The organism is Aquitalea aquatilis (genome assembly GCF_005155025.1).
In the GTDB taxonomy this organism is placed as follows: domain Bacteria; phylum Pseudomonadota; class Gammaproteobacteria; order Burkholderiales; family Chromobacteriaceae; genus Aquitalea; species Aquitalea aquatilis.
Genome location: NZ_CP039731.1, coordinates 2,050,314 through 2,075,297 on the forward strand (window position 1 = coordinate 2,050,314; position 24,984 = coordinate 2,075,297).

Sequence of the window (24,984 nt, forward strand, 5' to 3'; positions counted from 1 at the left end):
CCTATGGCAATCTGCTGCAATCGCAGCCGCATGCCGCACCGCATGAAAGCGCCCCGCTGTTCAAGATGAGCCGTTCCGAGCTGGCCCAGCTGGAACTGCAACGCCAGGCCCGTGGCCAGGTGGTACGTGGTGAAAACGGCGAGGCCAACGGCAATGTTGCTGAGCCGAAAAAGCCGGCTGCTGGCCGTCGCAAGGAAACGGTCAACCGCCGTGGCGAAGTACAGAGCAATCCCACCGGCAGCGGCAAGCGCAGCCAGTCGGAAAACAACCGCCAGCAGCAAGCTGCCCGTCGCCAGGAAAAAGCCGAGCGTCTGCAAGGCCAGGGTGGTGAGGCATTGCAGCACGAACGCCGCTTTGGCAACAAGAATGCCGCCATGCCGGTGGCTGAAGGTGAGCAAAGCCCGCGTGAACAGCGCCGTGCACCGGCCGCGGGCAAGCCGCGCGCAGAAGGCAAGTCGCTGGTAATCAAGGCAAAAAAGTTGCGTCTGCGCAGCCCGAGTCAGGACGTGAAAGAAAAGTCCAAGCGGCTGCGCGAGGTGCGCCTCGACAAAGAACAGATTGAGCCGGTTCGCCTGCAAAAGGCCCTGTCGGCTTCTGGCGTCGGTTCCCGTCGCGAGATGGAAGAGTGGATCGAAGCCGGCCTGGTGCTGGTAAACGGCAAGAAAGCCAGCCTGGGTGACCGCGTGGGTCCGGAAGACCGCGTGACCGCCAAAGGCGATGTGATCAAGCTCAAGTGGGCCGACCGCCTGCCGCGCGTCATCATGTACCACAAGCAGGAAGGCGAAATCGTTTCCCGCGACGACCCGGAAGGCCGTGTCAGCGTGTTCGAACGCCTGCCGCAAGCCAAGAGCAGCCGCTGGGTGGCCGTGGGCCGTCTGGACGTGAATACCTCCGGCCTGCTGCTGATCACCACCAGCGGTGAACTGGCCAACCGCATGATGCACCCCAGCTTCGAAGTGGAGCGTGAATACGCAGTGCGCGTGCTGGGCGAGCTGACCCCGGAAATCGCCAAGGAAATGACCGCTGGCGTGGAACTGGAAGACGGCCCGGCCGCTTTCCAGCGCGTGTTCCAGCGCGGTGGTGCCGAAGAAGGTGCCAACCAGTGGTACAACGTGGTGATCAAGGAAGGCCGTAACCGCGAAGTGCGTCGCATGTTCGAACACTTCGGCCTCACGGTCAGCCGCCTGATCCGCGTCCGTTTCGGTAACCTGGGCCTGCCCCCGCGCCTGAAGCGTGGCCAGTTCTACGAACTGAACGAAGCCGAAGTGGCTGCGGTGATGAAGTGGTCTGACCTGACCATGACCGGCCGCAAGAAAACCCGCGGAAGCAAGGCAGAGTGAGCCGTGGCAGCTGGCCGTTGCTGACGGCACTGGCTGCGCGCTGCTGCAAATGGGTGACCGCCTGGCGGTCGCCCGTTTTGCTTTCGGCGGGCTTGCAGGATGAGGTCGTGCCGCCGGCTGCCACCGCAGGTGGTGGTGGCCTGCTGGGCTTGCGTCGCGGACCGCGTGCTTCGGTGGTCATCATTCAGGATGGCCGCCTGCTGATGATGCAGCGTATCAAGAATGGCAGGGAGTACTTCGTACTGCCCGGCGGCACCATCAAGGCGAGCGAAACCCCGGCCATGGCCTGCGTGCGCGAAACCCGCGAAGAAACCGGCCTGAGCATCTGGCTGGCCGAGCAGCTATGCACGCTGGAGCACAAGGGGCGCATCGAGCATGTGTTTCTGGCCAGCAAGTTTCGTGGCACGCTGCGGCTGGGTGGCCCAGAGCTGGCGCGCATGACGCCGGATAATCAATACCATCTGGTGTGGCTGGATTACGCGCAACTGCAGCAGGTCAAGCTGCGGCCGAAGAATCTGCTGGTGTACTGCCGGGAATGGCTGTGGCCGGTTGACGAGTGACAACTTGCCGCTGCCGCCATTCTCGACGTAAGGTAGCGGATTGCAGCGCAAGGCAGGGAAGCAGGCATGAGCAAGGCATTTACCAAAGAGAATGACGAGGCCGAAGACGATCTGCCAGTCGAGCAGCGGCTGCCGGCCTCCAGCAAGAACTACATCACACCCGGTGGCTGGCGTCGGCTGAAGGACGAGCTGTACCAGCTGGTCAACAAGGAAAGGCCGGAGGTAGTGCAGGTGGTCAACTGGGCGGCCAGCAATGGCGACCGCTCGGAAAACGGCGACTATCTGTACGGCAAGCGCCGCTTGCGCGAAATCGACCGCCGTATCCGCTTTCTGACCAAGCGGCTGGAGCTGGCTGAAGTGGTCGATCCCGAGGCGCGTGAAGCCACTGACCAGGTATTTTTCTCCGCCACCGTGCTGATCGAGCGGGGTGATGGCAGCGAGCAGTTGCTGAGTATTGTCGGGGTGGACGAGATTGATCTGCCGCGCGGTCATATCAGCTGGATTTCGCCGATTGCCCGCACCCTGATCAAGGCGCGCGAGGGAGATAGTGTGTTGTTTCGCGGCCCGGACGGCGACGAGGACATCGAAATCCTCGAAGTGTACTACCAGAAAATCAGCTGAAGCGCTGTGTTCTGCCCAAACAAAAGCCCGTGTCGGAAGACGCGGGCTTTTTTATATGCTGCCGAAGCTTGGCCGGGTTTAGTGCTTGGCGTCGTCGGCGTCTGCACGGCCGGCCAGTTGGCCGTTGACGGCCATCCAGTCGCGGGTGGCGGTATCGCCGATACGACTGAACGCCTGGCTGAGCAAGCGGGCTTGCTCTTTGTGCAGGGCTTCTTCCAGCTTGCGGCCTTCGCCGGTCAGCGTCAGCTGCTTGACCCGCTTGTCGTGGTTGGCGGCCACGCTGGCAATCAGTCCCATCTCCACCAACTGGCGCAAGGGCATGTTGATGGCCTGTTTGGTCACGTCCAGCGCGCTTAGCAGATCCTTGACCGACAGACCGGGATAGCGGGCCACGAAGAACAGTATGCGGTGATGCACCCGGGCCAGGCCACGCCGGGCCAGGATTTCATCCGGCTTGGCGGTAAAGGCTTTATAGGCATGGAAGAACACTTCCATGGCTGCGCGCAGATCAATCGCGTTATCGCTGTCAGGCATGTTGACGACATCCCCTGTCAGGGGTAAATTAGGTCAAAAAAATTGACGTTTATTGTCTATTGGGCTGGCGCAATAGCAGACCATAAAGCGGTAGCAGAAGAAATCATCCTTACTGCTGCAGGAGCTGGGCTTCCGTAGGCTTACCACCCTCGGCCACGGCAATATGGCAGACATGCTGGTGCGACAGTCATGGAGATTACCATGTTTTCAGAACGTATCGAACGACTGATGGGTTCGCTGATCCGCGAAATCCTTGCCGCCGCCCAGCGCCCTGAAGTCATTTCCTTTGCCGGTGGTCTGCCTGCAGCCAGTTGTCTGCCGCAGCTGGATTTCAGCGGCCTGCCGCCTGATCTGGCGCAGTACGGCACGACCGAGGGCGAGCCGCAGCTGCGCGAACTGATTGCCGCCCAGGCCAGGGCTCTGGGGCTGGAGTGCAGCGCCCAGCAGGTGCTGGTGTTGTCCGGCTCGCAACAAGCCATTGATCTGGCGTCCAAGCTGTTCATCGATCCGGGTACACCGGTGGTGACGGAAGGGCCGACCTATCTGGCGGCCTTGCAGTCCTTCAATCTGTTTGGTGCCGCCATTACTGCCGTTGCCCAGGAAAATGGCCAACTACCGCCGGCCAAACTTGAGCAGGCCCTGCGTACGGCGAAGCCACGGCTGACCTATCTGATCCCCAGCTTCCAGAATCCGTCCGGTGCCTGTTACAGCGAGGAAAACCGTCGTGCGCTGGCCGAGGTGATTGATGCCCACGGCTTGCCGGTGTACGAGGATGATCCTTACCGCGCCCTGTCTTATGATGGCGAAGCACCGGCACCGCTGGTGAGTCACTTGAAGAATACACCGTGGATTTATGCCGGTTCCTTCTCCAAGACACTGGCTCCCGGGCTGCGTATCGGCTACCTGATTGCTTCGCCCGAGCTGTACCCGCATCTGGTCAAGCTGAAGCAATCCACTGATTTGCACAGCAACCGTCCGGGGCAGTGGTTTATTGCCCAGCAGTTGGCTGACCCGGCGTTCCCGGCCCATCTGCAATCGCTGCGCGATACCTACCGTGTGGGTCGCGATGCCATGCAGGCTGCGCTGGAAAAGCATTTTGCCGATCTGGCCGACTGGCAGGTGCCCCAGGGCGGCTTGTTCTTCTGGCTGACTCTGAAGCAGCCGCAGGACACGCGCGAGCTGCTCAAGACCGCATTGGCCGAGCGCAATGTCGCCTTCATGCCGGGCGAGCCGTTCTACCCGAATCCGCAGGATGGCATCGGTCACTTGCGCCTCAACTTCAGCCATGCTGCTGTTGAGCGCATCGACGAGGGCATTGCCCGTCTGGCCGAGTTGGTGCGTGCCGCTCACCGTTGAGTTTTGCTGCAATGAAAAAGCCGCTCACAGGAGCGGCTTCAGGCTGCTGACAAAGTAAGTTGGTACGATTACGCGGGACCCGGCAAAGCCGGGCCTTTCGACTCACTTAATTAATTCCGCAGCCTTCCATTTATTCCCAATCCCCCCGCCCTTGCCCTGCAAGGGAGCCTCGCTTTCCTTTGAGAAAGCGAGACGGGTTTGTCAATAATCTGAAAAGCCGCTCACAGGAGCGGCTTTTTTATCTGCAGTGTCCGGATCAACTGCCAAGCGGACCTTCGTTTTCCAGCATTTCCACACCGGCCAGGCCAGAGCGGAACACCGCCTGCTGCAGGGTTTCCACGGCTTTCTTGCGGAAAAACTGCTTGCGGGTGACCAGCAATACCCGGCGTTGCGGTGCCGGTTCCTGGAAGGGCAGGATGGACAGCAGGCTGTCATCACCAGGGCCGATGGAGGTGGATGGCATCACGGTCACACCCATGCCGCTGGCCACCATGTGCCGGATGGTGTTGAGCGAACTGCCTTGCAGGGTGGTGGCAAGGCCGGACTGGTGGTTCTGCTTGCTGGCCAGTTCGCTGCAGGCCTGCAATACCTGGTCGCGGAAGCAGTTGCCCTGGTTCAGCAGCAGTACGCTCTCGTCAGTCAGCTGGCTGGCTTCGATGCAGGCCAGCTTTTCCCATGGATGGCCCTTGGGTGTGGCGACCACGAAGGATTCATCGTACAGCGGCCAGGTCATGGTGCCGGCTTCTTCGAAGGGGTCGGCCACGATGATGGCGTCCACTTCACCGCGCTTGAGCATTTCAGCCAGACGGACGGTGTAGTTCTCTTCCAGAATCAGCGGCATGTCCGGTGCCAGAATGCGCAGGGCCGGAATCAGCTTGGGCAAGAGATAGGGGCTGATGGTGAAGATCACCCCCAGCTTGAGCGGGCCGACCAGCTCGTTCTGGTGCTCACCCGCCAGCCGTTTGACGGTTTCGGCTTCTTCCAGCACGCGTTGCGACTGCTCGATGATGCGTTCGCCAATTTCCGTCACCGCCACTTCCTGGCCACCACGTTCGAACAGGGTGATGCCCAGCTCGTCTTCCAGCTTCTTGATGGCGATGGACAGGGTGGGCTGGCTGACAAAGCAGCTTTGTGCGGCGCGGCCAAAGTGGCGCTCGCGCGCCACTGCCACGATGTAGCGGAGTTCGGTCAGCGTCATGGTTTAGCGCTGGTGCTCCGGCAGGACGATATTGACCTCCAGCACCTCGAAGTCATCCTGGCGTTCTACCTGCACCTTGATGTCATCCAGATTCACCGCCACGTATTTGGAGATCACCTCCATCAGTTCGCGTTGCAATGCAGGCAGGTAGTCAGGGGCGCTGCGACCATTGCGCTCGTGCGCCAGAATGATCTGCAGACGTTCTCTGGCGATGGCGGCCGTCTTCTGGCGCTTGCCGAACAGAATGTCGATAAGAGACATGGTTTAACCTCCGAACAGGCGCTTGAGCAGGCCCACCTTGGGCGCGTCCAGGAAGCGCATGGGGCGATCTTCGCCCAGGAAACGTGAAATCACGTCGGAATAGGCCTCGGCCACATCGCTGCCCTTCAGGTGAATGGCCGGCGTGCCGGAGTTGGAGGCTTGCAATACGGTCTGCGATTCCGGAATCACGCCAATCAGCGGCACGCGCAGGATTTCCTTGACGTCGTCTACCGACAGCATTTCGCCCTTGTCGACACGGGCCGGCGAGTAGCGGGTAATCAGCAGGTGTTCCTTGACCGGATCACCACCCTGTTCGGCACGGCGCGACTTGGAGGCCAGAATGCCCAGGATGCGGTCGGAGTCGCGTACCGAAGACACTTCCGGGTTGGTGACGATCAGCGCTTCATCAGCAAAGTACAGTGCCAGCAGGGCACCCTTTTCGATACCGGCAGGCGAGTCGCAGACGATGAACTCGAAGCCGCTGTCGGCCAGTTCCTTCAGCACCTTTTCCACGCCCTCTTGCGACAGGGCATCCTTGTCGCGGGTTTGCGAGGCCGGGATGATGTAGAGGTTGTCGCAGTTCTTGTCCTTGATCAGGGCCTGGTTCAGCGATGCCTCGCCATTCACCACATTGATCAGGTCGTACACGACGCGGCGTTCGCAACCCATGATCAGGTCCAGGTTGCGCAGGCCGACGTCAAAGTCGATGACCACAGTCTTGTGTCCACGCAGGGCCAGGCCGGATGCAAAGCTGGCACTGGTAGTGGTTTTGCCGACACCACCTTTGCCGGAAGTCACGACGATGATTTTTGCCACGGTAAATCCCTTTGGATAATTGAATTATTCGCCAAGCGCGGTCATGACCAGGCGCTCGTTTTCAAGATAGATCTGGGTAGGCTTGCCCTTGATACTTTCGGGCAGGGCCTGTTCGATAGTGCGATAGACCCCGGCAATGGAAACCAGTTCGGCCTCCATGCTGCGCACGAAAATGCGGGCGGCTGTGTTGCCACGTGCGCCAGCCAGTGCGCGGCCACGCAGCGGGGCATAAATATGGATGTTGCCATCGGCAATCACCTCGGCACCGGCGCTGACCATGGCCAGGACCACCAGGTCGCCGCCACGGGCGTAAATCTGCTGTCCGGCACGAACCGGGCGGTCGACGATCATGGCGGCCACCGGGGCGGGGGCGGCTGCCACCTCCACCGGCTTGGCCACGGTCTCGCTCAGGTTCTGGCGTGGCGGCGTATTGCCGCGCACATAGGCCAGGCCATAGCGGCTGGCGACCTCGGCCATGCTGCTATCCGGATGGCGCAGGGCGACGGCACGAATGCCATGGCGGCTGAGCATGGGGAGCAGGCGGCCGTAATCGGCGTCGGCTGCATTTACCAGGGCTTCCACATCCAGCAGGAAAGCTTCGGCCGGGGCATCACCGGCCGGGCCGAAACGGGCCTCCAGCGCAGTAGTCAGTTCTTCCAGATTGTCCGTGCGGAGAATCAGGGCCAGCAGATCAAGGCTGGCAGATTTGATGTCAAAGGCGGTGACCGCAGAGCTCATGAGTAGGCTTTATATAAATAGATTTCTTCTATGGAGCGAGTGTACTGGCTTGCCGCCCCCCTTTCAATGCCGGTGAACTAATCGGCGAGCACGGCCTTCTGTTGATATTGCGCTGCAAAAAATACCAGCAGCCTGGCGCAGGCTGTAATTGTCGCAATACTGTCATTCATTTGGAATGTTGATGTTGTAAAAACACATACAAAATAGTTGTTTACGTGATTGTGCGGTGCAGCATTTACTTGACCGGAACCAATCATTTGGTTAAATTACATTTGCTGCTGTGCAGCATTGGCGGCGAAACGGTTGTTGTGACTGTTAAAGCTGAGTTGTATTTCGACATTTCCAGGAGTAGCCATGTTTACCAACACCCAAGAATTTTCTGCTCTCGGCCAGGCGCAGTTCGACAAAGCCGTTCGCCTGTCCTCCATCGTTCTGGCTGGTGCCGAGCGTTTTGCCAACCTGCAGCTGGAACTGACCCGCAAGCTGCTGGACAACAACGCCAAGCACTTCAAGGCACTGACCGAAGTGAAAGACCCCAAGGCATTTGCCGAGCTGCAAACCAGCCTGGCACAGCCCAGCCTGGATCAGGCTTTCAGCGTGGCGCGCGAAGTTTACGACGTGGCTGTTGCTACCCAGGGCGAACTGAGCTCCTTCGTGGAAGAACAACTGGCTGAACAGAACAAGCTGCTGCTGAGCAATCTGGACCGTCTGTCCAAGAACGCCCCGGCTGGTTCCGATGTTGCCGTTTCCGCACTGAAAACCTTCGTTAACAGCTCCAATGCTGCTTTCGAAAGCGTGTCCAAGACCGCCAAAAAAGTTAGCGCCGAAATTGCTGAAGCCAGCGTAGAAGCTGCCAGCACCCAGGCCAAGGCCACTGCTGCTGCGGTAAGCCGCAAAAAGCCGGCTACGCCCGCTGCTGCCTGATTTGTTGCAGTAATACAGAAAACCCGCCTAACCGGCGGGTTTTTTTATTGCCTGCCATTCTGCTGGCTAAGAGCCTGTTCAAAGTCTCGCGAGCTAGAGTGAGACAAGGCGAAAACGGCTAAGGAAGCGGAGTTTACATAGAGTAAATGAGCATTCCGCAGACGTTTTTAACGCGGTATCACCGAAGCGCAGCAGACTATGAACAGGTTCTAAGGCTGGTGCAGGGTGGAAAACACCTGCTGCAGCATGCTGTGCAAGGTGTCACGCTGTTGCATGGCCAGTACGATGAGGATGGCCAGATTGGCAGCAAAATGGCTTTGTGCGGCGGCAGGCAGGGCGAAGTTGCTGCGCGCCTCGCTGGCGCTATATGCGGCAGGGTTGATGCCCTGGCGCTGCAGATAGTCGGCGGAGAGCAAATACAGCTTGTCAGCCAGTTCGCTCTGCTGCTGCATCAGCTGTTCCCAGTTGATGCTGGCGGGCTGGCCATTGGCTGGCAGCTGTTGCAAGGCCAGTTGCCAGGCATGGCGCATGGCGTTGATGACATGCAGGGTGTAGCGGGCGCTGCCCAGCGGCCCGCAATGCAGCCAGCCTCCTGCCAGCGGCGCGGCGCAATCCAGCCAGTGGCGGGCTTCGCTGCTCGCGGGGAGTTCTCCGCCGCAAAGCAGCATGAAACCGAACTGCTCACCCTGTGGCAGCCATTGGCCACACACTTCCAGCAAGGCAATGTCGTGCTGCCGGCAATGCCCGGCACGCTCCAGCAGGTGCTTGCTGTCGTCTGCCGCCAGATCCAGCCAGCAGTGCTCTCCGGCAAAGCCTTGCCACTCGGCCGGTAGCCATGTGGGCAGGCCTGCTTCCGCTGCGCGCAGCAGGGTGCCTGCTTGCAGGCGCTGGCTGAGCCAGTGCAGATGAGGAGCGCTGCCCTGAGGCTGAAACATTGCTTGGCCTTATATGATCAGTTGCTGTTGCTGAATGGCGAGTGCCAGGTTGTCAATAAACCAGGCTAGTGCTTTGCCGGGACATTCTTCTTTCCATGCGTAAAACATCTTGGTGCAACTGCGCTTTTCCTTGAGTGATTTTTCCACAAGTTGGCCGTTTTGCAGATAGGGAGCGGCGAGCATGCGTGGCAGGTAGCCAATGCCCAGTCCCGCAGTCATCAATGCGAGCTTCGCATCCAGTGTATGCACGGTCAGCACGTCCTGCCCGTTGAGTATGCCTGCAGTTCGTGTCGGCAAGCGGCGCGAGGTGTCGCCCAGCGAAATAATCCGGTGCTGGCGCAAGGTGTGGGCGGCCAGTGGTTCGGGGGCGGTGGCCAGCGGATGTTGCGGGCTGACCAGAAACACGAAATCGATGGTGCCGATTTCCCGGTGGAAATAATCACCTGCTGGCGGGTGACCGGGTGCGCCCAGCACCAGGTCCGCACGCGCGTCATACAGCGCATCCCAGATGCCGCCGAAAACCTCACGGGTAAAGCGCAACTGTGTGCCGCTGCCCAGCTGATCGAAGCGGGTGATGAGCGGAATGAGCTGCTCGAAGGGGATGAGATCGCCGATGGTGATGACCAGCTCACTTTCCCAGCCGGCCGCCTGTTGCAGCAGCCGGTGTTCGACCGTGCGCGCGGCATCCAGCAGATTACGGCCATCGCGCAGCAGGACTTGCCCGGCAGCGGTCAGGCGGGCGCGGTGTCCGCTGCGGTCGAATAGCTGTACATCCAGATCTTGTTCCAGCTTCTGGATGACGTAGCTGACGGCCGAGGTGACCCGGTGTAGTTCGTCTGCTGCTGCGGCAAAGCTACCGTTGCGATCGATGGCATCCAGAACCAGCAGGGCATCCAGGGATATTTTCATGTTCGAATTTTTTGAATGAGCCGTTCAGATCATTTCGCTATCAACAGGAATCGCTCGCGTTTAATATCTGTTTCACCAACCCGATGCAAGTGACAAGGCAGTTTTTCAAGCATTAATTGTACAGACCTATCAGGTAGTGACATCAAAAAAATTGAAGCATTTTGATGCTCAGCTGCACAAAGCTTGCATCCTGCTAACCGAATGGAGTGAATCATGTTGAAGAAATTGATGCTGGCCCTTGTTGTTTCGAATGCACTGGTAGCAACTGCCATGGCCCAGAGCGATGTACGCAGCCGCCCGGACAAAGATGTCGTGCAAAAGTACGAACAGCAGTTCAGTCAGAGCGATGCGCAGCGCAAGGCTGCTGATGATCGTGCCGGCAAGGCTATTGCAGCCAATGCCGCCGATTATCGCAACCACTAAGCAGACTGCCGGCAGCTTTCCCTGCCTGGCACTCTCCCATACAAAAACGCCAGTGCATGCACTGGCGTTTTGTCTTGTCCGCAGGGACAGCAAGCCCGCAAGGCGGGCTGGGTAGGCAGGCTTACTTGCCGAAGCGGGCAATGCCTTCTACCAGTTCGGTCTTGGCATCTTCCAGCGTGCCCCAACCGTTGATCTTGACCCACTTGCCCTTTTCCAGGTCCTTGTAGTGCTCGAAGAAGTGCACCATCTGCGCGCGCAGCAGTTCCGGCAGGTCTTCCAGTTTCTGGATGGACTTGTACATCGGGCAGAGCTTTTCTACCGGTACGGCAACCAGCTTGGCATCCACGCCGCCGTCGTCTTCCATCTTGATCAGGCCCAGGGCGCGACAGCGGATGACCACGCCGGGCGGCAGCGGGAAGGGGGTAACGACCAGCACGTCGACCGGATCGCCATCGCCGGCCAGGGTTTGCGGCACAAAGCCGTAGTTGGCCGGGTACATCATGGAGGTGCCCATGAAACGGTCAACCACCAGGGTGTTCCACTCTTTGTCGAATTCGTATTTGATCGGCGCAGCGTTGGCGGAGATTTCGATCACGACGTTGAAGTCGCCCGGCATGTCTTTGCCCGGGCCGATGAGTTCCAGGTTCATCAGGCAGAATCCTTTGTTAGATGGTGGTTGTTTACATGGAAAATCATGCCGGATTATATCAGCAGCTGCCGTCTTGTGCGGTGCACGGGTATAATCTTTGACGGATTTGTGCACCAGTCGGGAACCATATGTTTGATACGCTGATTACTGAATTCGACAAGGGTTTGCGTACCCTGTTTGCCCAGGCGGAAAGCCAGCGGCCACGGCCGGATGCCGGGCTGGAGGAGGCGGAGTTGAGCGCTGCGGAAAAGCGCCATGCCATGGGCCTGATGCGGGTGAATCACTGCGGCGAAGTATGCGCCCAGGCACTGTACCAGGGGCAGGCGCTGACTGCGCGCAACCCGCAAGCGCGCGAGGCGCTGCAGCATGCCGCATTCGAAGAGGTCGAACACCTGGCCTGGACTGAGCAGCGCATTCGCGAACTGGGTGGTCACCCCAGCCTGCTGGGTCCACTGTGGTATACCGGTTCGCTGGCGCTAGGCGTAACGGCCGGCCTGCTGGGGGATAAATGGAATCTGGGTTTTCTGGAAGAAACCGAGCATCAGGTTGGCGCTCACCTGGATAGTCATCTGACTGCACTGCCCGAGGCGGATGCCAAAAGCCGCGCCATCGTGACGCAGATGCGGGATGACGAATTGCGCCATGCCGACATGGCGCATGAGTTTGGTGCAGCCAGCCTGCCGGCTCCGGTTAAGGGATTGATGAAACTGACTGCCAAGCTGATGACCGCTACCAGCTATCGCGTATAGTGGGCAGGGGAGTCGCGGTTCAAGTCCATACGCCACCTCATGGTGGCGTTTTTATTGGAGAAGAGACAATGGCAGAAACCAGGGCACAGCTCTTTTTGCAGCAAGCGGCAGCAGTGGGTTTTGATGCGGACGATGAAATACGTATTGGCGGCAATTATCAAGCGCTGGTCCGTGATGGCAATCTCTTGTATGTCAGCGGGCAGGTGCCGCGTATCGGTAGTGAGGTGGTGGTGAAAGGCGCAGTGGGTGGGGAGATTGATCTGGCCGCTGCTCAGCACGGCGCGCGTATTGCCGTGCTGCGCTGCTTGGCCTTGCTGCAACGGGAATTGGGCAGCCTGGAGCAGATTGCCCGCATGTTGACCATGACGGTTTATGTGCGTTCGGCGGCCGGTTTTGCGCAGCAGAGCGAGGTGGCGGATGCCGCATCGGAACTATTGCTGCAGGTAATGGGCGACGCCGGGCGTCATGCACGTACTTCGGTAGGGGTGGCTGAACTACCCAAGGGGGCTGCAGTAGAGATTGCCTTGCAGGCTCGGGCAAACAGCTGATTGCGTGATGGCCATGAAAAAGCCCAGTCTGGTGACTGGGCTTGATCTTGAATCCTGGCGTCCCCACGGGGAATCGAACCCCGGCTACCGCCGTGAAAGGGCGGTGTTCTAACCGCTAAACTATAGGGACTTTGGTGCACCCGGAGCGATTCGAACGCCCGACCCTTTGGTTCGTAGCCAAATACTCTATCCAACTGAGCTACGGGTGCAAAGCTGGCGTCCCCACGGGGAATCGAACCCCGGCTACCGCCGTGAAAGGGCGGTGTTCTAACCGCTAAACTATAGGGACGCTGTAGTGGTGCACCCGGAGCGATTCGAACGCCCGACCCTTTGGTTCGTAGCCAAATACTCTATCCAACTGAGCTACGGGTGCACTGTCTCGAAAACGTTTTGTCTTTCGAGAGGGCGAACTATACAGATTCACTTTTTTTGTGTCAACACTGCGACAAATATTTTTTTGCTTTGCCCGCCGAAGCGCGGGGCGAGCCTGTTGCACCAGCCGCAACGCGCCCTGGCGAGCGGGTTCGGCAAATGCGGGCAGCCCGTGTAAGATGGCGCTGCGGATCAGCCTTGGCGCTTGATCCATCCCCTGCCGGTTGTTCCGGCTCATTATTTCGCCCGATGAGACTGCATGCTGTTTGATATCCCCTGGGCCATTGTCGACCTGGAAACCACTGGCGGCCATATCGGTCGCGACCGCATCACCGAAATCGGCCTGATCATGCTGGATGGTGATCAGCTACGTCGCTATCAGACACTGGTCAATCCCTTGCAGCCGATTCCGCCATTCATCGAAAACATGACTGGAATCAGCAACGAGATGGTGCAGGTACAGCCTCCGTTTGCGGCTATCGCTGGCGAGCTGTTGCCCATGCTGCAGGGGCGTTTGCTGCTGGCACACAATGTGCGTTTCGATTACGGCTTTTTGCGCAACGAATTCCGTCGCCAGGGCTTGCGTCTGCAAAGTGCAACCCTGTGTACGGTAAAACTGTCACGCCGGCTGTATCCGCAGCATTTCAAACATAATCTGGACAGCATCATTCAGCGTCATGGCCTGCAATTGCCGGACCGGCACCGCGCCATGGCCGATGCCGAGGCGCTGTTGCTGTTCTTGCAGTCGGCTATCGCCGAGCTGGGCGAGGCTACGGTGCAAGATGCCATCCGTCAGGTGCTGGCACAGCCGGATCTGCCACCAGGAGTGGACGCCGCGCTGGTGGATGATCTGCCTGATCTGCCCGGCGTCTATACCATTTGGGGTGAAGAGGGCGCTGCGCTGTACGTGGGGCGCGCCAGCAATGTGCGTGGCAAGGTAGTTTCGCAATTGGCGCAGGATGGCAAATACGGCAAGGACCCGTCGATACAGCGGCCTATCCGGCGTATCGAGTGTCAGGAAACGGTGGGCGAGCTGGGGGCGCATCTGCTGGAACAGCGCCTGCTGCGCGAGTTGCAGCCGTTTTACAATCACCGCAGCCGTCTGGCGAATGATTTGTGCTCGATTCAGCTGGACCATGGCCAGGGTGAGTTCATGCGACCGGCCATCGTGTATGCCGACCAGCTGGATTTCAGCCGCACGGCTGATCTGTATGGGCTGTTTCGTAGCCCGAAAGAAGCGCGCAAGGTATTGGCCGAAATCGCCAATGGCAATGGCTTGTGTCAGTCGGTACTGGGAGTGGAGGCGCTGACCAGCCGCAAGGGCGTGGGCTGTGCGGGCATCAGCAGCGGGCGTTGCCGTGGCGCTTGCATCGGTAAGGAAGCCGCGCCGCAGCACAATATGCGGCTGATGCAGGCGTTGGCGCGCATCAAGGTCAAGCCCTGGCCGTTTCCGGCACCGGTGGCCGTGGTGGAAACCGACGAAGTCACCGGCGTGGCGATGGAGCATGTCTTCGACCGCTGGTGCTACCTGGGTTCGCGTGCCGTCGGTGAGCAGGCCCTGGCTGGTGCGCCGAGCTTTGACATCGATACCTACAAATTGCTGGATGCCTATCTGAAAAAGCCGGCAGAGGGTAGCAGCCTGAGGCTGCTGGCCTAGGGCCTGTTAACGCTATTTTTTTCACGGCGGCGGATATTGAGGGGATGCAATGCGCGAAAAACCGCGCGCCGCAGGGCATTCCCTGCCAGCGCGGTTTGACAAGGCAGTGCGCCGCTCAACATCTGCCCCGCAGGGCAGGCCCGACCAGCTTGCCACTGCTACGTTGTCGGATTTGCGCTTGGGGCCACCAAGCGCTGCACCCTCCGCCTTGCATTGACAAGCTTTCAGGGCCTGCGCCGCAGAAAACATAGTGTTAACAAGCCCTAGCTGTTACTCGTGCATGGCCTGGAAGCTGCGCAGGCGGCTTTCGATGATGCGTGGATTTTCACCATTGGCGATGGCCACCAGGCCTTCCACTACCATTTCTTTCAGGGCGATCTCGGCGGCGACCAGGTGCTTGAGTTTGGCGGCCACCGGCAGGAAAAACAGGTTGGCGGAGCCGACACCATACACGGTGGCGACAAAGGCCACGGCAATGCCGGCGCCTAGCTTGGACGGGTCAGACAGGTTTTCCATGACGTGGATCAGCCCCAGTACCGCGCCAAGAATACCCATGGTGGGCGCATAGCCCCCGGCCGATTCCCACACCCGCGCCGCCTGCTTGCGGGCATGTTCGAACATGCCGATTTCCACTTCCATCACCCCGCGCAGCACATCGGGTTCGGCACCATCCACCACCATTTGCAGGGCTTTCCTGGTGAACGGATCTTTCTGTTGGCTGACATAGCCTTCCAGCGACAACAGGCCGCCGCGACGGGCAGTCTGGCTCCAGTTCACTACTTCGCGGATCAGTTTTTCGTGGTCTTGCGGCGGCGGCTGGAAAATCCACTTGACCATGCGCATGCCGGCGACAAATTGCTTGGGCGTGCTCTGCAGCATGACGGCACTCATGGTGCCGCCGATCACGATCATGAAGGCAGTCAGTTGCAACAGGGAGCCAATATTGCCCCCTTCGATGGCCTGGCCGGCAATGATGGCCGTCAGGCCCATGACGATGGCGATGATGCTGATCTTGTCCACGCTGAATTCCGTTATCTTTATCTGAGCAAGCGGATGGTTTCACCAGCGGTTTCCGATGTGCTGCTATCGGATGGCCGGGCACGGCGGTCGCTTGGCCTGGCCTGCCCGGGAGGCGGGGCAGGGGGGGCTTGTGCGAGCCGCAGTGCGCCAGACCGTCAACACGCTCTAGATCCATTCCTTCATTTTGGCCCGAATACGGGCAATAGCCTGGGTATGCAACTGGCAGACGCGGGATTCCGATACTTCCAGTACCGCGCCAATTTCTTTCAGGTTCAGTTCCTGCTCGTAGTACAAGGCCATCACCAGCTGGTCGCGCTCGGGCAGGGTCTTGATGGCATCGACCAGTGCCTGGCGGAAGTCGCCGTCGGCCAGTACCTGCAGCGGGTTGGGGGCGTTGTTGTCTTCGATATTGGCAATGGCGTCATTCAGGCTTTCGCCTTCGCCATCGGAGAAATCTTCGAAGTGCACCAGGCTCAGCCCCTTGCAGTCGCCCAGCATGCCTTGGTAGTCGTCCAGCTCTACGCCCAGTGCTGCAGCGATTTCCGATTCCAGCGGTGCGCGGCCCAGCTTTTGTTCCAGCTTGTTGATGTTGTCTTCGATCTGCCGTGCCTGACGGCGTGCCTGGCGCGGCAGCCAGTCCTCGCGGCGCAGCTCGTCCAGCATGGCACCACGGATGCGCTGGCTGGCAAAGGTCTCAAACTGCACGCCCTGGCCGGGGTCGAACTGGCGGGCGGCATCAATCAGACCGATGATGCCGACCTGGACCAGATCGTCCATTTCCACCGAGGCCGGCAGGCGGGCCATCAGCATGCCGGCCAGTTTCTTAACCAGCGGCAGGTGGTTCTGTACATCGATTTCCGGGGCGGTGACCGCACCCGCATAGCCTTTGCGGCGTAGGGACGGCAGTGTCATCGTCGTTTTGCTCCATCTGCCTCGGCCCAGTCGCGCGAGGTGGCTATCAGCATGTCCATGAAGCCGGTGTCGTGGCGCTCGGTTTCCGGGCTGTCCCACTGTGGCAGCACCGCCGCCAGCTGGGCGAAGGCGGTGGCGGCTTCGCTGTCGGGGAAGGCTTCCATCAGCGGACGACGCAGGGCCTGGCTGCGGCGCACTGCATTGTCGGCCGGCACAAAGCCGACCCAGCGCAGCGAGACGCTGAGAAATTCGCTGGTCACGGCGGCCAGCCGGTTGAACAGCTCACGTGCTTCTTCCAGATGCCGGGCGCGGTTGATCAGCACATTGAAGCGTTGGCGGCCAAAGCCGGCGGACAGGCGTTTGATGTTGGCGTAGGCGCTGGTCATCGAGTCGGCCGCCGGGCTGAGCACCAGAATCAGGTTGTCCGCCACGCTGGCGGGCACCGGGTCGGTGGAGGTGGCGGGGACGTCGATCATCAGTACCGTGCTGTCGCGCTCCAGTGCGGCAAATTCGCTGCCCAGCCTTAACCATAGCTGGGCCGAGAACAGGGCGCGTTCTTCCGGTCTGGCATACAGGTTGATCAGCTGGATGCCCTGGCGCGAGGTGGTCATCATTTCATCCAGCCCGCCCACGCTGACCATCTGGCTTTCCAGGGTGGCGGTAGTGGGGGCGCCCAGGCGGCGTGCCTGTATCTGCCCCAGGCTGCAGTCGACGACCAGCGGCCGGTGGCCGGCGTAGGCCAGACCCAGCGACAGCTCGGTGACCAGCGTACTGGCACCGGCCTTGTCTGAACCGATGAAGGCAAAGCTGGGCGCACGGCTGGCCTGGGCGGAAAGACGGCGCAGGCTGGCGGCCTGGTCTTGCATATTGCTGCTCATAACCAGCTGGCCTGAGCGGAGTTCATGATGGTCAGTTCATCACCTTGCAGGCTGAAAGGGGAGCCCGGTTGTGGCGCGCGCAGGGCACGGTCCACCAGGAAGGCCGCGCTGGCCGAATGCAGGTCTTCCGGCACGCGCTGGCCATTGGTGATGTAAAACAGCTTGAGCCGGTTGCGGATGATGACATCCATGCTGGGGCCCATGCTGACGGCTTCGTCGATCTTGGACAGGATGCAGCCGGCCAGACCGTTGCCGCGGTAGTGGCGCACCACGTCTTCCAGGGTATGGCCGTCGGCATTGGCGGCCAGCAGCAGCAGGCGTTCCACCTGGCGGCCTGCACCACGGAACATCTCGATCTGGCCGGTGACGCGGGCATCGCGCTGACTCATGCCGACGGTGTCGATGAACACCAGATGGCGATTGGACAGGTCGGCCAGGGTCAGTTGCAGATCGCCTTCGTTCTGGATGGAAAACACCGGGATGCCGAGAATCTTGCCGTAGATGCGCAATTGGTCCTGGGCACCGATACGGTAGCTGTCGGTGGTGATCAGCGCCACATGCTGGGCACCGAAGCGCATGGTGGCGTGCGCGGCCAGCTTGGCCACGGTGGTGGTCTTGCCCACGCCGGTGGGGCCGACCAGTGCATACACGCCACCCTTGTCCATGATGTCGTGATTGGCGTCGGCGCATTTCAGATTGTGCATCAGCGCCGAACGAGCCCATTTGATGGCGATGTCACCCTCGTACTGGGCTGGCATCTTTTCGATCAGCTGGCGAATCAGGTTGGCAGAAAAACCCATGCCCAACAGATGCTTGAACAGCTCGATGCGATTGGGCGTCTTGCCCTCCATGTCCGACCAGGCAAAGCTGGCCAGCTGGCTTTGCAGCAGGCTGCGTAGCAGCTTGATTTCATCGCCGATCTGCTTGAGTTCCTGCGCCATCACCTCCGGCTCTTCATCTTCCGCAGCCGGAGCCGCCTTGCCCGGTCGCGGCGTATTGCCGTTGACTGCCGGACCGGCCGCTACCGTCTGCATCTTCACCAGGGACTCCGGCACCATGCTGGCCGGCACTGACCGAGCCGGGGGCGGGGTTTGCGGGCTGACGTTGAAATTGACGGCGGGTGTTTCGGCCAGTGAAGGTTCGATACGCTGCTGCGGGCGCGGGGCAGGGCTGTCGATGCGGGGTGGTGCCGGGCTTTCCAGCGGCTCCACCGGCATGGCATAGGTACGGGCAATGGCGCGGTTGGTGGCGGCGTTGGGGGCCGCCGGCGCAGGCTGCACCGGACGGCTGACCGCCGGCGCGTTACGGGCCGGGTGCTTGCTGCCAGGCGTGGACAGATTGGTGGCCAGGTTGGCGACATCTGCATCCGCCACGGCCATGATCTCTACGCCGCCCCCCATTGTCGGGCGATTGGACAAGATGAGGGCGTCGGCACCCAGCTCCTCGCGGACCTGTCTGAGTGCATCACGTGTGGTTTTTCCGAAGAATTTTTTTACCACCATTGTTTATCAGCCCTTGCTTCCCCCAATTACCGCAATTATACGAATGGATTTATTGTCCGGTACTTCATTATGCGAGATCACACGCAGTTGTGGGAGAGCCCTTCTCAAGAATCGTGCCAGTAGTGGCCGCAAACCTGGTGGTGTCAGCAATACCGGATTGTAACCTTGAATCTCCACTTGTTCGGCTTGTTGTGCAGCGCTGGACAGCAGGTTTTCTGCCAGACCGGGTTCCAGACCGCCGCCGGTCTTGGAGTTGACTGCCTGTGACAGCACGTTTTCCAGTGCGGGGTCCAGCGTCATCAGCGGTAGTTCGGTCTCGCCGGGGAACAGCTGCTGCACGATGACCCGCGCCAGCGCAGTCCGTACCGAGGAGGTGAGGTCGTCCACGTCCTGGGTGGTGCCGATGTGGTCTGCCAGGGTTTCCAGAATGGTGCGGAAGTCGCGGATATGGATGCCATCGGTCAGTAACTGCTGCAATACCTTTTGCAGAATGCCGATGGGGACAATCTTGGGCACCAGGTCTTCCACCAGCTTGGGCGATTCCTTGGCCTGATGGTCGATCAGCGCCTGCACTTCTTCGCGGCCCAGCAGTTCGGCGGCGTGGGTTTGCAGCAGGTTGGAAATATGGGTGGCCACCACGGTGCTGGAGTCGACCACGGTATAGCCCATCTGTTGGGCTTCTTCGCGCTTGGCGGCATCGATCCACACCGCCGGCAGGCCGAAGGCCGGGTCGGTGGTGGGCGTGCCGGGCATATTGCCGTTTACCCGCCCCGGATTGATGGCGAGGTATTGCCCGATATAGGCCTCGCCCTGTCCGATTTCCACGCCCTTGAGCAAAATGCGGTAGGCATTGGGCTTGATTTCCAGATTGTCGCGGATGTGGACTGCGGGTACCAGAAAGCCCAGTTCCTGGGCGATTTTCTTGCGGATGCCGCGAATGCGGCGCAAGAGTTCGCCATCCTGGCTGCGGTCGACCAGCGGAATCAGCCGGTAACCGACCTCCAGTCCCAGTGCGTCCACGTGTTGCACATCGTTCCAGCTGACTTCGGCCATGGGCTGGTCGGGTGGGGCGGCGGCCAGGGCTTCCTGCTTGCTTGCCTTGGCGGCGGCGGCCATTTCCTTCTTGTCCATGGTCCAGCCCAGCGCGCCCAGCAGGCTGGCGATCAGCAGGAAGGCGAAGTGCGGCATATTGGGGATGAGGCCGATCATGCCGATGACGGCGGCCGTGATGTACAGCACTTGCGGTTTGGCAAACAGCTGGCCGAAGAACTGCTCCGACATGTCCTTGTCGGTCCCCACACGCGACACCACGATACCGGCGGCGGTGGAGATGATCAGCGCGGGAATCTGTGCCACCAGGCCATCGCCGATGGTGAGCAGGGTGTAGGTCTTGGCGGCGGTGCCGGCATCCAGATCATGCTGTACCACGCCGACAATCAGGCCGCCGACGATATTGATGACGATGATCATGATGCCGGCCATGGCATCGCCGCGCACGAATTTGGAGGCACCGTCCATCGAGCCGAAGAAGTTGGCTTCTTCGGAAATGGTGGAGCGGCGCTTGCGGGCTTCGTCTTCGCCGATCAGGCCGGCGTTGAGGTCGGCGTCAATCGCCATCTGTTTGCCGGGCATGGCATCCAGGGTGAAGCGGGCGGATACTTCGGCGATACGGCCGGCACCCTTGGTGATCACCACGAAGTTGATGATGGTGATGATGACGAATACCACGATACCAATGGCGACGTTGTCGCCGATCAGGAAGTGGGCAAAGGATTCGATCACCTTGCCGGCGGCATCCGGGCCGCTGTGGCCTTCCAGCAAGATCGTCCGGCTGGATGCCACGTTGAGCGACAGGCGCAGCAGGGTGGTGACCAGCAGTACCGAGGGGAAGGATGAGAAGTCCAGCGGCTTGCGGACATTGATGCCCACCAAGAGAACAATCACCGACACCGCAATATTGAAGGTAAAGAACACGTCCAGCAGCACCGGTGGCAACGGCAATACCATCATCGACAAAATGAGGATGATGAGGATGGGGCCGGCCAGCTTGGTGACGTTGAACTGCTTCAGCTGGGTGAGGAAATTATCCATGCGGGATTACTGTCTCGCTTTCGGGGCCGCATCTTGCTGGCGTTTGCTTTCCGGGTCAAGGTCGGCGGGGACTTCCAGCTGGTCCGGGTAGACCGGTGCCAGGCCGCCGTTGTATTCATAAGCTTTCAACTGGTAAACATAAGCCAGAATCTGCGCTGCCGCAGTATACAGCCTGGCGGGGATTTCCCGGCCCAATTCGCCATGGAAATACAGCGCCCGGGCAAAACTGGGCGAGCGCATCACCGTGACCTTGTGTTCTTTGCCGCTTTCGATGATTTTTTCGGCCAGTTTCAGCGTGCCCATGGCGACAATCTGTGGTGCCTGCATGCCTTCTTCGTATTTCAGTGCCACCGCATAGTGGGTTGGGTTGGTCACGATCACATTGGCCTTGGGGATTTCAGCCATCATGCGCTTGCGTGCGGCTTCCCGTTGCAGCTGGCGGATACGGCCCTTGACCTCGGGCGAGCCTTCCATTTCCTTGTATTCCTGCTTGATCTCTTCCTTGGTCATGCGCAGTTGCTTGTGGTAGTTCCACAGCTGGAAAGGCACGTCGATCACCACCAGCATCAGCATGGCGGCGGTGACGGTGAAGAAGGTGGTGATCAGCATGTCGGTCATCTTGAGGATGCCTGCTTCCAGCGGCATGGTGAGCAGACCGAGAATGTCGCTGCGCTCGCGCCAGATGATCCATACCGCCACGCCGCCGATCAGCATGCTCTTGAGGATGGCCTTCAGGCCTTCGGTGGCAGAGTTGAGCGAGAAAATGCGCTTGATGCCGCTGGCCGGGTTCAGCTTGGTCAGCTTGGGCTCGAGCGGACTGAGGGTGAAGTTCCAGCCGCCGATCAGAATGGGAGTGGCTACCGCCACCAGTGCCAGCCCGCCCAATATCGGCATCAGCTGCCACAGCATGGAGAACAGTGCCTCCTTGAAGCGGATGATGGCCGGCTCGGCCTGTTGCACCGTGTGCTGATCAAAGATCAGCAGCTGTTTCATCATCAGCATGATGGCGCCGGCGAGCTTGCCGCCCAGGGTCATCAGCAATGCGACTCCGGTCATGGTGACTGCGAACGTGGACAATTCCCGCGAGCGCGGGATATTGCCGTCGTCCCGTGCGGTTTGCAGCCGTTTGGCTGACGCGGGTTCGGTCCGTTCGAGATCGGAATCTTCTGCCATTGAGCTCCAGTTTTCTGACGTTGTATTTTAAAGCGGATGGTAGCGTATGCCGGGGGCGGCCGGCCAGTCCGATTTGGCATCATGGTTATTGCCCCTGCTGTTTTTACAGCAAGGGCGGCCGAGGCGACGGGCTGCGGCTGCCTGCGGTACAATCGGCGGATTCTTATGGATGGATGGCAGCATGCAACAGTACCTCGACCTGATGCGCCATGTGCTGGAACATGGCCATGACAAGTCCGACCGCACCGGCACCGGCACCCGCTCGGTATTCGGTTACCAGATGCGCTTCGACCTGCAGCAGGGTTTCCCGCTGATCACCACCAAAAAATGCCACCTGCGCTCCATCATTCACGAACTGCTGTGGTTTCTGACCGGCGATACCAATATCCGCTATCTGAAAGAAAACGGGGTATCGATCTGGGATGAGTGGGCCGATGAAAATGGTGATCTGGGCCCGGTTTACGGCTACCAGTGGCGCAGCTGGCCGGCGCCGGATGGCCGCCATATCGACCAGATCAGCAATGTGGTGGAGATGATCAAGCGCAATCCCGATTCACGCCGGCTGATGGTTTCCGCCTGGAATCCGGCGCTGGTGGATGAAATGGCGCTGCCGCCTTGCCACAGTTTGTTCCAGTTTTATGTGGCGGACGGCAAGTTGTCTTGCCAGCTGTATCAGCGCTCGGCCGATATTTTCCTGGGTGTGCCCTTCAATATCGCCTCCTATGCCTTGCTCACCATGATGGTGGCGCAAGTGTGCGGCCTGCAGCCCGGCGATTTCGTGCACACGCTGGGCGATGCCCATTTGTATAGCAATCATCTGGAACAGACCCGCCTGCAGCTGAGCCGCGAACCACGCCCGCTGCCGCAGATGAAGATCAACCCGGCGGTGAACGATCTGTTTGCCTTCACCTTTGATGACTTCACGCTGGAAGGGTATGACCCGCACCCGCACATCAAGGGAGCGGTGGCGGTATGAGCAAGCCTGTTCTGACGCTGGTCGCCGCCATGGCCAGCAACCGGGTGATCGGCATCAACAACACCTTGCCCTGGCACTTGCCGGAAGACCTGAAGCATTTCAAGGCGGTGACGCTGGGCAAGCCGGTGCTGATGGGGCGTAAAACCTACGATTCGATTGGCCGCCCACTGCCGGGCCGACGCAATATCGTGATTACCCGGCAAGCCGACTGGCAGGCGGCTGGTGTGGAAGTGGCACATTCACTGGAGCAGGCTTTGGAAATGGCCGCTGACGTGGAAGAAGTCTGCCTGATTGGCGGTGCCGAGCTGTACCGGCAAGCGATTGCCGCAGCGGATCGCCTGCGGCTGACTGAGATTGCCCAACCCTTCGATGGCGATGCGCATTTCCCAGCGTTTGATGTGGAGGCCTGGCAGGAGGAGTCGCGCAGCGAGCATTGCAGCGAACAGGGGCTGGCCTACGCTTTCGTCGATTACCGACGTTGCAGTGTTGGCTAGGCAGAAGCTGATCTGACCATGACAAAAGCCGCGAGCAAGCGGCTTTCAGGCTGCTGACCAAGTAAGTTGGTACGATTGCGCTGGACCCGGCGAAGCCGGGCCTTTCGACAGCTGCTTGCTTCCGCAGCCTTCCCGTTTATTCCCAATCCCCCCGCCCTTGCCCTGCAAGGGAGCCTCGCTTTCTTTCCAGAAAGCGAGAGGGACTTGTCAACAATTTGAAAGCCGCTTGTGACTACCCGGCTCAGTGCTGGCTGCCAGCCAGTGCCTCGGCGGATTTCTGTGCCAGCTTGCTGTAGTCCTGGCCAAACTCCGCCACCATGATGCGCAGGCGCGTGGTGTCGCGGGCGATGATGGTTTTCAGCAGGTCTTCCAGAAACTGTTGGGTAAGATCCATTTGCGACCGGCCAGCACGCAGGATGGCGAACAGGCAGCGCTGGGTCAGCGGCAGCAAGTCTTGCAGGGCAGCGCTCATGTAGCGGTTGCTGGAGAAGTCGTACAGCGCACGCAGAAATTCCACGCCGCTATCAAAATAACCCGGCATGTCATCCTGGCGATGGCATTCCGCCAACTGTGTCATCAGCTCGAAAAAGCGTGCCAGATCGTCGTTTTTCCAGTTGCTGGCCAGGTTGCTGACCACCCGGTCCAGCAGCATGAACCACAGTTCGAAGAAGTCGCGTACATCCTGGCCGGAGATGCTGGACACCACGGCACCACGGCGCGGAAAAATTTCCACCAGATGACGCCGCTGTAGAATCAGCAAGGCTTCCCGTACCGAACCCCGGCTGACCTCCAGCTCGGCCGCAATGCGCAGTTCCTGTATCCGCTCGCCCGGTGCCATTTCTCCCTGGATGATCTTTTTGCCAAGGTATTGGGCTATTTGTTCCGTGAGCGAGTCGTTGGCCTTGAACGTCATCAGCGTCTCCATTATCGAATATTATTATTTTCATATATATTGGCCTGCACGGCAATTGGAATGTGGAATTGTCTGGCAATTGGGCTGTCGGGCAGGGTGATGCAATTAGGCAAAGCCTGTTGCATTTTGATGATGTTTCTTTGCCTTGTTAGGGAAATCCCTTGTCTGTATTCGGAATAGGCTTTAGGATTAAAACGCTTGTTTGAAATGGCTGACACGAGGAATGGGGCTATACAAACTTGCCTGAGGCAAGCAGTGCACCTGAGGGTGCGGTGTGTTTTCTCACAATCTAGCGGGTTGTTTACCGGTCCTGGACCGGGGGATGATTGGGGCCTTCGCTGCGGCGAAGGCCTTTTTTTATCTGCATGGGTGCCGTGGAAAAAAGAAAACCCCTGGCCGGCTTGGAGCGGGGCAGGGGTCTGGCGCAGGCGTGCT

The 24,984-nt window shown here is 59.8% G+C and carries 26 protein-coding genes and 4 tRNA genes; 11 read left to right on the plus strand and 19 right to left on the minus strand.

The window, feature by feature from the left end:
- Window positions 1-119: 119 nt before the first annotated feature.
- The 3 genes from rluB (at window position 120) to greB (ending at window position 2,521) form a co-directional block, all read left to right on the plus strand.
- A complete protein-coding gene (rluB, locus tag FAZ30_RS20730) occupies window positions 120-1,340 on the plus strand; it encodes a 23S rRNA pseudouridine(2605) synthase RluB (RefSeq protein WP_425456399.1) in 1,221 nt (406 codons plus the stop codon).
- Between the two features lie 107 nt (window positions 1,341-1,447).
- Window positions 1,448-1,900, plus strand: coding sequence for an NUDIX domain-containing protein (locus FAZ30_RS09605; protein ID WP_158613566.1), 453 nt, complete (start codon window positions 1,448-1,450; stop codon window positions 1,898-1,900).
- Window positions 1,901-1,966: 66 nt separating this feature from the next.
- Complete coding sequence (gene greB, locus FAZ30_RS09610) at window positions 1,967-2,521, plus strand: transcription elongation factor GreB (RefSeq protein ID WP_124642998.1); 555 nt, start codon at window positions 1,967-1,969, stop codon at window positions 2,519-2,521.
- Between the two features lie 78 nt (window positions 2,522-2,599).
- Here the strand turns inward: greB and FAZ30_RS09615 are convergent, their stop codons facing one another.
- A complete protein-coding gene (locus FAZ30_RS09615) occupies window positions 2,600-3,055 on the minus strand; it encodes a MarR family winged helix-turn-helix transcriptional regulator (RefSeq protein ID WP_124642996.1) in 456 nt (151 codons plus the stop codon).
- A 201-nt stretch (window positions 3,056-3,256) separates the two neighbouring features.
- Here FAZ30_RS09615 and FAZ30_RS09620 point away from each other — a divergent pair, with 201 nt between their 5' ends.
- Window positions 3,257-4,411, plus strand: a complete 1,155-nt coding sequence (locus FAZ30_RS09620) for an aminotransferase-like domain-containing protein (protein WP_124642994.1) — start codon at window positions 3,257-3,259, stop codon at window positions 4,409-4,411.
- A 256-nt stretch (window positions 4,412-4,667) separates the two neighbouring features.
- Here FAZ30_RS09620 and FAZ30_RS09625 read toward each other — a convergent pair whose 3' ends face one another.
- From FAZ30_RS09625 to minC, 4 genes are read right to left on the minus strand one after another with little or no spacing between them, the layout of a single operon-like run.
- On the minus strand, window positions 4,668-5,609 hold the full coding sequence (locus FAZ30_RS09625) for a LysR substrate-binding domain-containing protein (protein ID WP_124642984.1): 942 nt from the start codon (window positions 5,607-5,609) through the stop codon (window positions 4,668-4,670).
- 3 nt (window positions 5,610-5,612) lie between these two features.
- Window positions 5,613-5,870, minus strand: a complete 258-nt coding sequence (gene minE / locus FAZ30_RS09630) for a cell division topological specificity factor MinE (protein WP_059286884.1) — start codon at window positions 5,868-5,870, stop codon at window positions 5,613-5,615.
- A gap of 3 nt (window positions 5,871-5,873) precedes the next feature.
- Window positions 5,874-6,686, minus strand: coding sequence for a septum site-determining protein MinD (gene minD, locus FAZ30_RS09635; protein WP_103524951.1), 813 nt, complete (start codon window positions 6,684-6,686; stop codon window positions 5,874-5,876).
- Window positions 6,687-6,710: 24 nt separating this feature from the next.
- Window positions 6,711-7,424 carry a septum site-determining protein MinC gene (minC, locus tag FAZ30_RS09640; RefSeq protein WP_124642982.1) on the minus strand — a complete coding sequence of 238 codons (714 nt, stop codon included), beginning with the start codon at window positions 7,422-7,424 and terminating at the stop codon, window positions 6,711-6,713.
- 354 nt (window positions 7,425-7,778) lie between these two features.
- Between minC and FAZ30_RS09645 the strand changes: the two genes are divergently transcribed.
- Window positions 7,779-8,348, plus strand: a complete 570-nt coding sequence (locus tag FAZ30_RS09645; RefSeq protein ID WP_137009349.1) for a phasin family protein — start codon at window positions 7,779-7,781, stop codon at window positions 8,346-8,348.
- 209 nt (window positions 8,349-8,557) lie between these two features.
- Here FAZ30_RS09645 and FAZ30_RS09650 read toward each other — a convergent pair whose 3' ends face one another.
- Together FAZ30_RS09650 and FAZ30_RS09655 are read right to left on the minus strand one after the other, a co-directional pair.
- The gene (locus tag FAZ30_RS09650; protein ID WP_124642979.1) at window positions 8,558-9,283 is read right to left on the minus strand and encodes a hypothetical protein; all 726 of its coding nucleotides are present in this window, start codon (window positions 9,281-9,283) and stop codon (window positions 8,558-8,560) included.
- Between the two features lie 9 nt (window positions 9,284-9,292).
- Entirely contained in the window at window positions 9,293-10,192 is a 900-nt protein-coding gene (locus FAZ30_RS09655) for a LysR family transcriptional regulator (protein ID WP_124642977.1), read from the minus strand.
- Between the two features lie 213 nt (window positions 10,193-10,405).
- On the opposite strand from FAZ30_RS09655, the gene FAZ30_RS09660 reads away from it, so the two are divergent.
- Window positions 10,406-10,615 carry a hypothetical protein gene (locus FAZ30_RS09660; RefSeq protein ID WP_124642975.1) on the plus strand — a complete coding sequence of 70 codons (210 nt, stop codon included), beginning with the start codon at window positions 10,406-10,408 and terminating at the stop codon, window positions 10,613-10,615.
- A gap of 121 nt (window positions 10,616-10,736) precedes the next feature.
- Here the strand turns inward: FAZ30_RS09660 and ppa are convergent, their stop codons facing one another.
- Entirely contained in the window at window positions 10,737-11,264 is a 528-nt protein-coding gene (gene ppa / locus FAZ30_RS09665) for an inorganic diphosphatase (protein WP_103524956.1), read from the minus strand.
- Between the two features lie 128 nt (window positions 11,265-11,392).
- On the opposite strand from ppa, the gene coq7 reads away from it, so the two are divergent.
- Both coq7 and FAZ30_RS09675 read left to right on the plus strand, forming a co-directional pair.
- A complete protein-coding gene (gene coq7 / locus FAZ30_RS09670) occupies window positions 11,393-12,013 on the plus strand; it encodes a 2-polyprenyl-3-methyl-6-methoxy-1,4-benzoquinone monooxygenase (protein ID WP_124642973.1) in 621 nt (206 codons plus the stop codon).
- A 68-nt stretch (window positions 12,014-12,081) separates the two neighbouring features.
- Window positions 12,082-12,561, plus strand: a complete 480-nt coding sequence (locus FAZ30_RS09675; RefSeq protein WP_137009350.1) for a RidA family protein — start codon at window positions 12,082-12,084, stop codon at window positions 12,559-12,561.
- 55 nt (window positions 12,562-12,616) lie between these two features.
- Here FAZ30_RS09675 and FAZ30_RS09680 read toward each other — a convergent pair.
- The 4 genes from FAZ30_RS09680 to FAZ30_RS09695 all read right to left on the minus strand — a co-directional run bounded on the left by FAZ30_RS09680 (window position 12,617) and on the right by FAZ30_RS09695 (window position 12,934).
- Window positions 12,617-12,691, minus strand: a tRNA-Glu gene (locus tag FAZ30_RS09680).
- A gap of 2 nt (window positions 12,692-12,693) precedes the next feature.
- A tRNA-Arg gene (locus FAZ30_RS09685) sits at window positions 12,694-12,770 on the minus strand.
- A gap of 5 nt (window positions 12,771-12,775) precedes the next feature.
- Window positions 12,776-12,850 (minus strand) — tRNA-Glu (locus FAZ30_RS09690).
- Window positions 12,851-12,857: 7 nt separating this feature from the next.
- Window positions 12,858-12,934, minus strand: a tRNA-Arg gene (locus FAZ30_RS09695).
- A 258-nt stretch (window positions 12,935-13,192) separates the two neighbouring features.
- Between FAZ30_RS09695 and FAZ30_RS09700 the strand changes: the two genes are divergently transcribed.
- On the plus strand, window positions 13,193-14,590 hold the full coding sequence (locus FAZ30_RS09700) for a 3'-5' exonuclease family protein (RefSeq protein ID WP_124642969.1): 1,398 nt from the start codon (window positions 13,193-13,195) through the stop codon (window positions 14,588-14,590).
- 270 nt (window positions 14,591-14,860) lie between these two features.
- Here FAZ30_RS09700 and FAZ30_RS09705 read toward each other — a convergent pair whose 3' ends face one another.
- The 6 genes from FAZ30_RS09705 to flhB all read right to left on the minus strand — a co-directional run bounded on the left by FAZ30_RS09705 (window position 14,861) and on the right by flhB (window position 22,166).
- Window positions 14,861-15,610: a flagellar motor protein gene (locus tag FAZ30_RS09705; RefSeq protein WP_124642967.1), complete on the minus strand. Its 750-nt coding sequence runs from the start codon at window positions 15,608-15,610 to the stop codon at window positions 14,861-14,863.
- A gap of 165 nt (window positions 15,611-15,775) precedes the next feature.
- Entirely contained in the window at window positions 15,776-16,522 is a 747-nt protein-coding gene (locus tag FAZ30_RS09710; RefSeq protein ID WP_124642965.1) for an RNA polymerase sigma factor FliA, read from the minus strand.
- On the minus strand, window positions 16,519-17,400 hold the full coding sequence (locus FAZ30_RS09715) for a MinD/ParA family ATP-binding protein (RefSeq protein ID WP_233578391.1): 882 nt from the start codon (window positions 17,398-17,400) through the stop codon (window positions 16,519-16,521). Before FAZ30_RS09715 ends, FAZ30_RS09710 begins: the two co-directional genes overlap by 4 nt.
- The gene (gene flhF / locus FAZ30_RS09720; protein ID WP_124642961.1) at window positions 17,397-18,902 is read right to left on the minus strand and encodes a flagellar biosynthesis GTPase FlhF; all 1,506 of its coding nucleotides are present in this window, start codon (window positions 18,900-18,902) and stop codon (window positions 17,397-17,399) included. The genes FAZ30_RS09715 and flhF overlap by 4 nt, the downstream gene beginning before the upstream one ends.
- Window positions 18,903-18,908: 6 nt before the next feature.
- The gene (flhA, locus tag FAZ30_RS09725) at window positions 18,909-20,993 is read right to left on the minus strand and encodes a flagellar biosynthesis protein FlhA (RefSeq protein ID WP_124642959.1); all 2,085 of its coding nucleotides are present in this window, start codon (window positions 20,991-20,993) and stop codon (window positions 18,909-18,911) included.
- 6 nt (window positions 20,994-20,999) lie between these two features.
- Window positions 21,000-22,166 (minus strand): flagellar biosynthesis protein FlhB, encoded by a 1,167-nt coding sequence (flhB, locus tag FAZ30_RS09730; protein ID WP_124642957.1) that lies wholly within the window; start codon window positions 22,164-22,166, stop codon window positions 21,000-21,002.
- 181 nt (window positions 22,167-22,347) lie between these two features.
- On the opposite strand from flhB, the gene FAZ30_RS09735 reads away from it, so the two are divergent.
- Window positions 22,348-23,142, plus strand: a complete 795-nt coding sequence (locus FAZ30_RS09735) for a thymidylate synthase (RefSeq protein WP_124642955.1) — start codon at window positions 22,348-22,350, stop codon at window positions 23,140-23,142.
- Window positions 23,139-23,636: a dihydrofolate reductase gene (locus tag FAZ30_RS09740; protein ID WP_124642953.1), complete on the plus strand. Its 498-nt coding sequence runs from the start codon at window positions 23,139-23,141 to the stop codon at window positions 23,634-23,636. Before FAZ30_RS09735 ends, FAZ30_RS09740 begins: the two co-directional genes overlap by 4 nt.
- Before the next feature lie 241 nt (window positions 23,637-23,877).
- Here FAZ30_RS09740 and FAZ30_RS09745 read toward each other — a convergent pair whose 3' ends face one another.
- Window positions 23,878-24,549, minus strand: a complete 672-nt coding sequence (locus FAZ30_RS09745; RefSeq protein WP_124642951.1) for a GntR family transcriptional regulator — start codon at window positions 24,547-24,549, stop codon at window positions 23,878-23,880.
- Window positions 24,550-24,984 lie beyond the last annotated feature (435 nt).

Excerpts from the sequence above, each read along its gene's own strand:
- FAZ30_RS09710 (WP_124642965.1), bottom strand. The coding sequence starts at position 16,522 with ATGACACTGCCGTCCCTACGCCGCAAAGGCTATGCGGGTGCGGTCACC.
- FAZ30_RS09625 (WP_124642984.1), bottom strand. The coding sequence starts at position 5,609 with ATGACGCTGACCGAACTCCGCTACATCGTGGCAGTGGCGCGCGAGCGC.
- FAZ30_RS09735 (WP_124642955.1), top strand. The coding sequence starts at position 22,348 with ATGCAACAGTACCTCGACCTGATGCGCCATGTGCTGGAACATGGCCAT.
- FAZ30_RS09655 (WP_124642977.1), bottom strand. The coding sequence starts at position 10,192 with ATGAAAATATCCCTGGATGCCCTGCTGGTTCTGGATGCCATCGATCGC.
- flhF (WP_124642961.1), bottom strand. The coding sequence starts at position 18,902 with ATGGTGGTAAAAAAATTCTTCGGAAAAACCACACGTGATGCACTCAGA.
- minC (WP_124642982.1), bottom strand. The coding sequence starts at position 7,424 with ATGAGCTCTGCGGTCACCGCCTTTGACATCAAATCTGCCAGCCTTGAT.
- FAZ30_RS09615 (WP_124642996.1), bottom strand. The coding sequence starts at position 3,055 with ATGCCTGACAGCGATAACGCGATTGATCTGCGCGCAGCCATGGAAGTG.
- FAZ30_RS09740 (WP_124642953.1), top strand. The coding sequence starts at position 23,139 with ATGAGCAAGCCTGTTCTGACGCTGGTCGCCGCCATGGCCAGCAACCGG.
- ppa (WP_103524956.1), bottom strand. The coding sequence starts at position 11,264 with ATGAACCTGGAACTCATCGGCCCGGGCAAAGACATGCCGGGCGACTTC.
- flhA (WP_124642959.1), bottom strand. The coding sequence starts at position 20,993 with ATGGATAATTTCCTCACCCAGCTGAAGCAGTTCAACGTCACCAAGCTG.
- FAZ30_RS09660 (WP_124642975.1), top strand. The coding sequence starts at position 10,406 with ATGTTGAAGAAATTGATGCTGGCCCTTGTTGTTTCGAATGCACTGGTA.
- FAZ30_RS09650 (WP_124642979.1), bottom strand. The coding sequence starts at position 9,283 with ATGTTTCAGCCTCAGGGCAGCGCTCCTCATCTGCACTGGCTCAGCCAG.
- minE (WP_059286884.1), bottom strand. The coding sequence starts at position 5,870 with ATGTCTCTTATCGACATTCTGTTCGGCAAGCGCCAGAAGACGGCCGCC.
- FAZ30_RS09745 (WP_124642951.1), bottom strand. The coding sequence starts at position 24,549 with ATGACGTTCAAGGCCAACGACTCGCTCACGGAACAAATAGCCCAATAC.
- FAZ30_RS09715 (WP_233578391.1), bottom strand. The coding sequence starts at position 17,400 with ATGAGCAGCAATATGCAAGACCAGGCCGCCAGCCTGCGCCGTCTTTCC.
- FAZ30_RS09700 (WP_124642969.1), top strand. The coding sequence starts at position 13,193 with ATGCTGTTTGATATCCCCTGGGCCATTGTCGACCTGGAAACCACTGGC.
- FAZ30_RS09675 (WP_137009350.1), top strand. The coding sequence starts at position 12,082 with ATGGCAGAAACCAGGGCACAGCTCTTTTTGCAGCAAGCGGCAGCAGTG.
- FAZ30_RS09645 (WP_137009349.1), top strand. The coding sequence starts at position 7,779 with ATGTTTACCAACACCCAAGAATTTTCTGCTCTCGGCCAGGCGCAGTTC.
- coq7 (WP_124642973.1), top strand. The coding sequence starts at position 11,393 with ATGTTTGATACGCTGATTACTGAATTCGACAAGGGTTTGCGTACCCTG.
- greB (WP_124642998.1), top strand. The coding sequence starts at position 1,967 with ATGAGCAAGGCATTTACCAAAGAGAATGACGAGGCCGAAGACGATCTG.
- FAZ30_RS09620 (WP_124642994.1), top strand. The coding sequence starts at position 3,257 with ATGTTTTCAGAACGTATCGAACGACTGATGGGTTCGCTGATCCGCGAA.
- flhB (WP_124642957.1), bottom strand. The coding sequence starts at position 22,166 with ATGGCAGAAGATTCCGATCTCGAACGGACCGAACCCGCGTCAGCCAAA.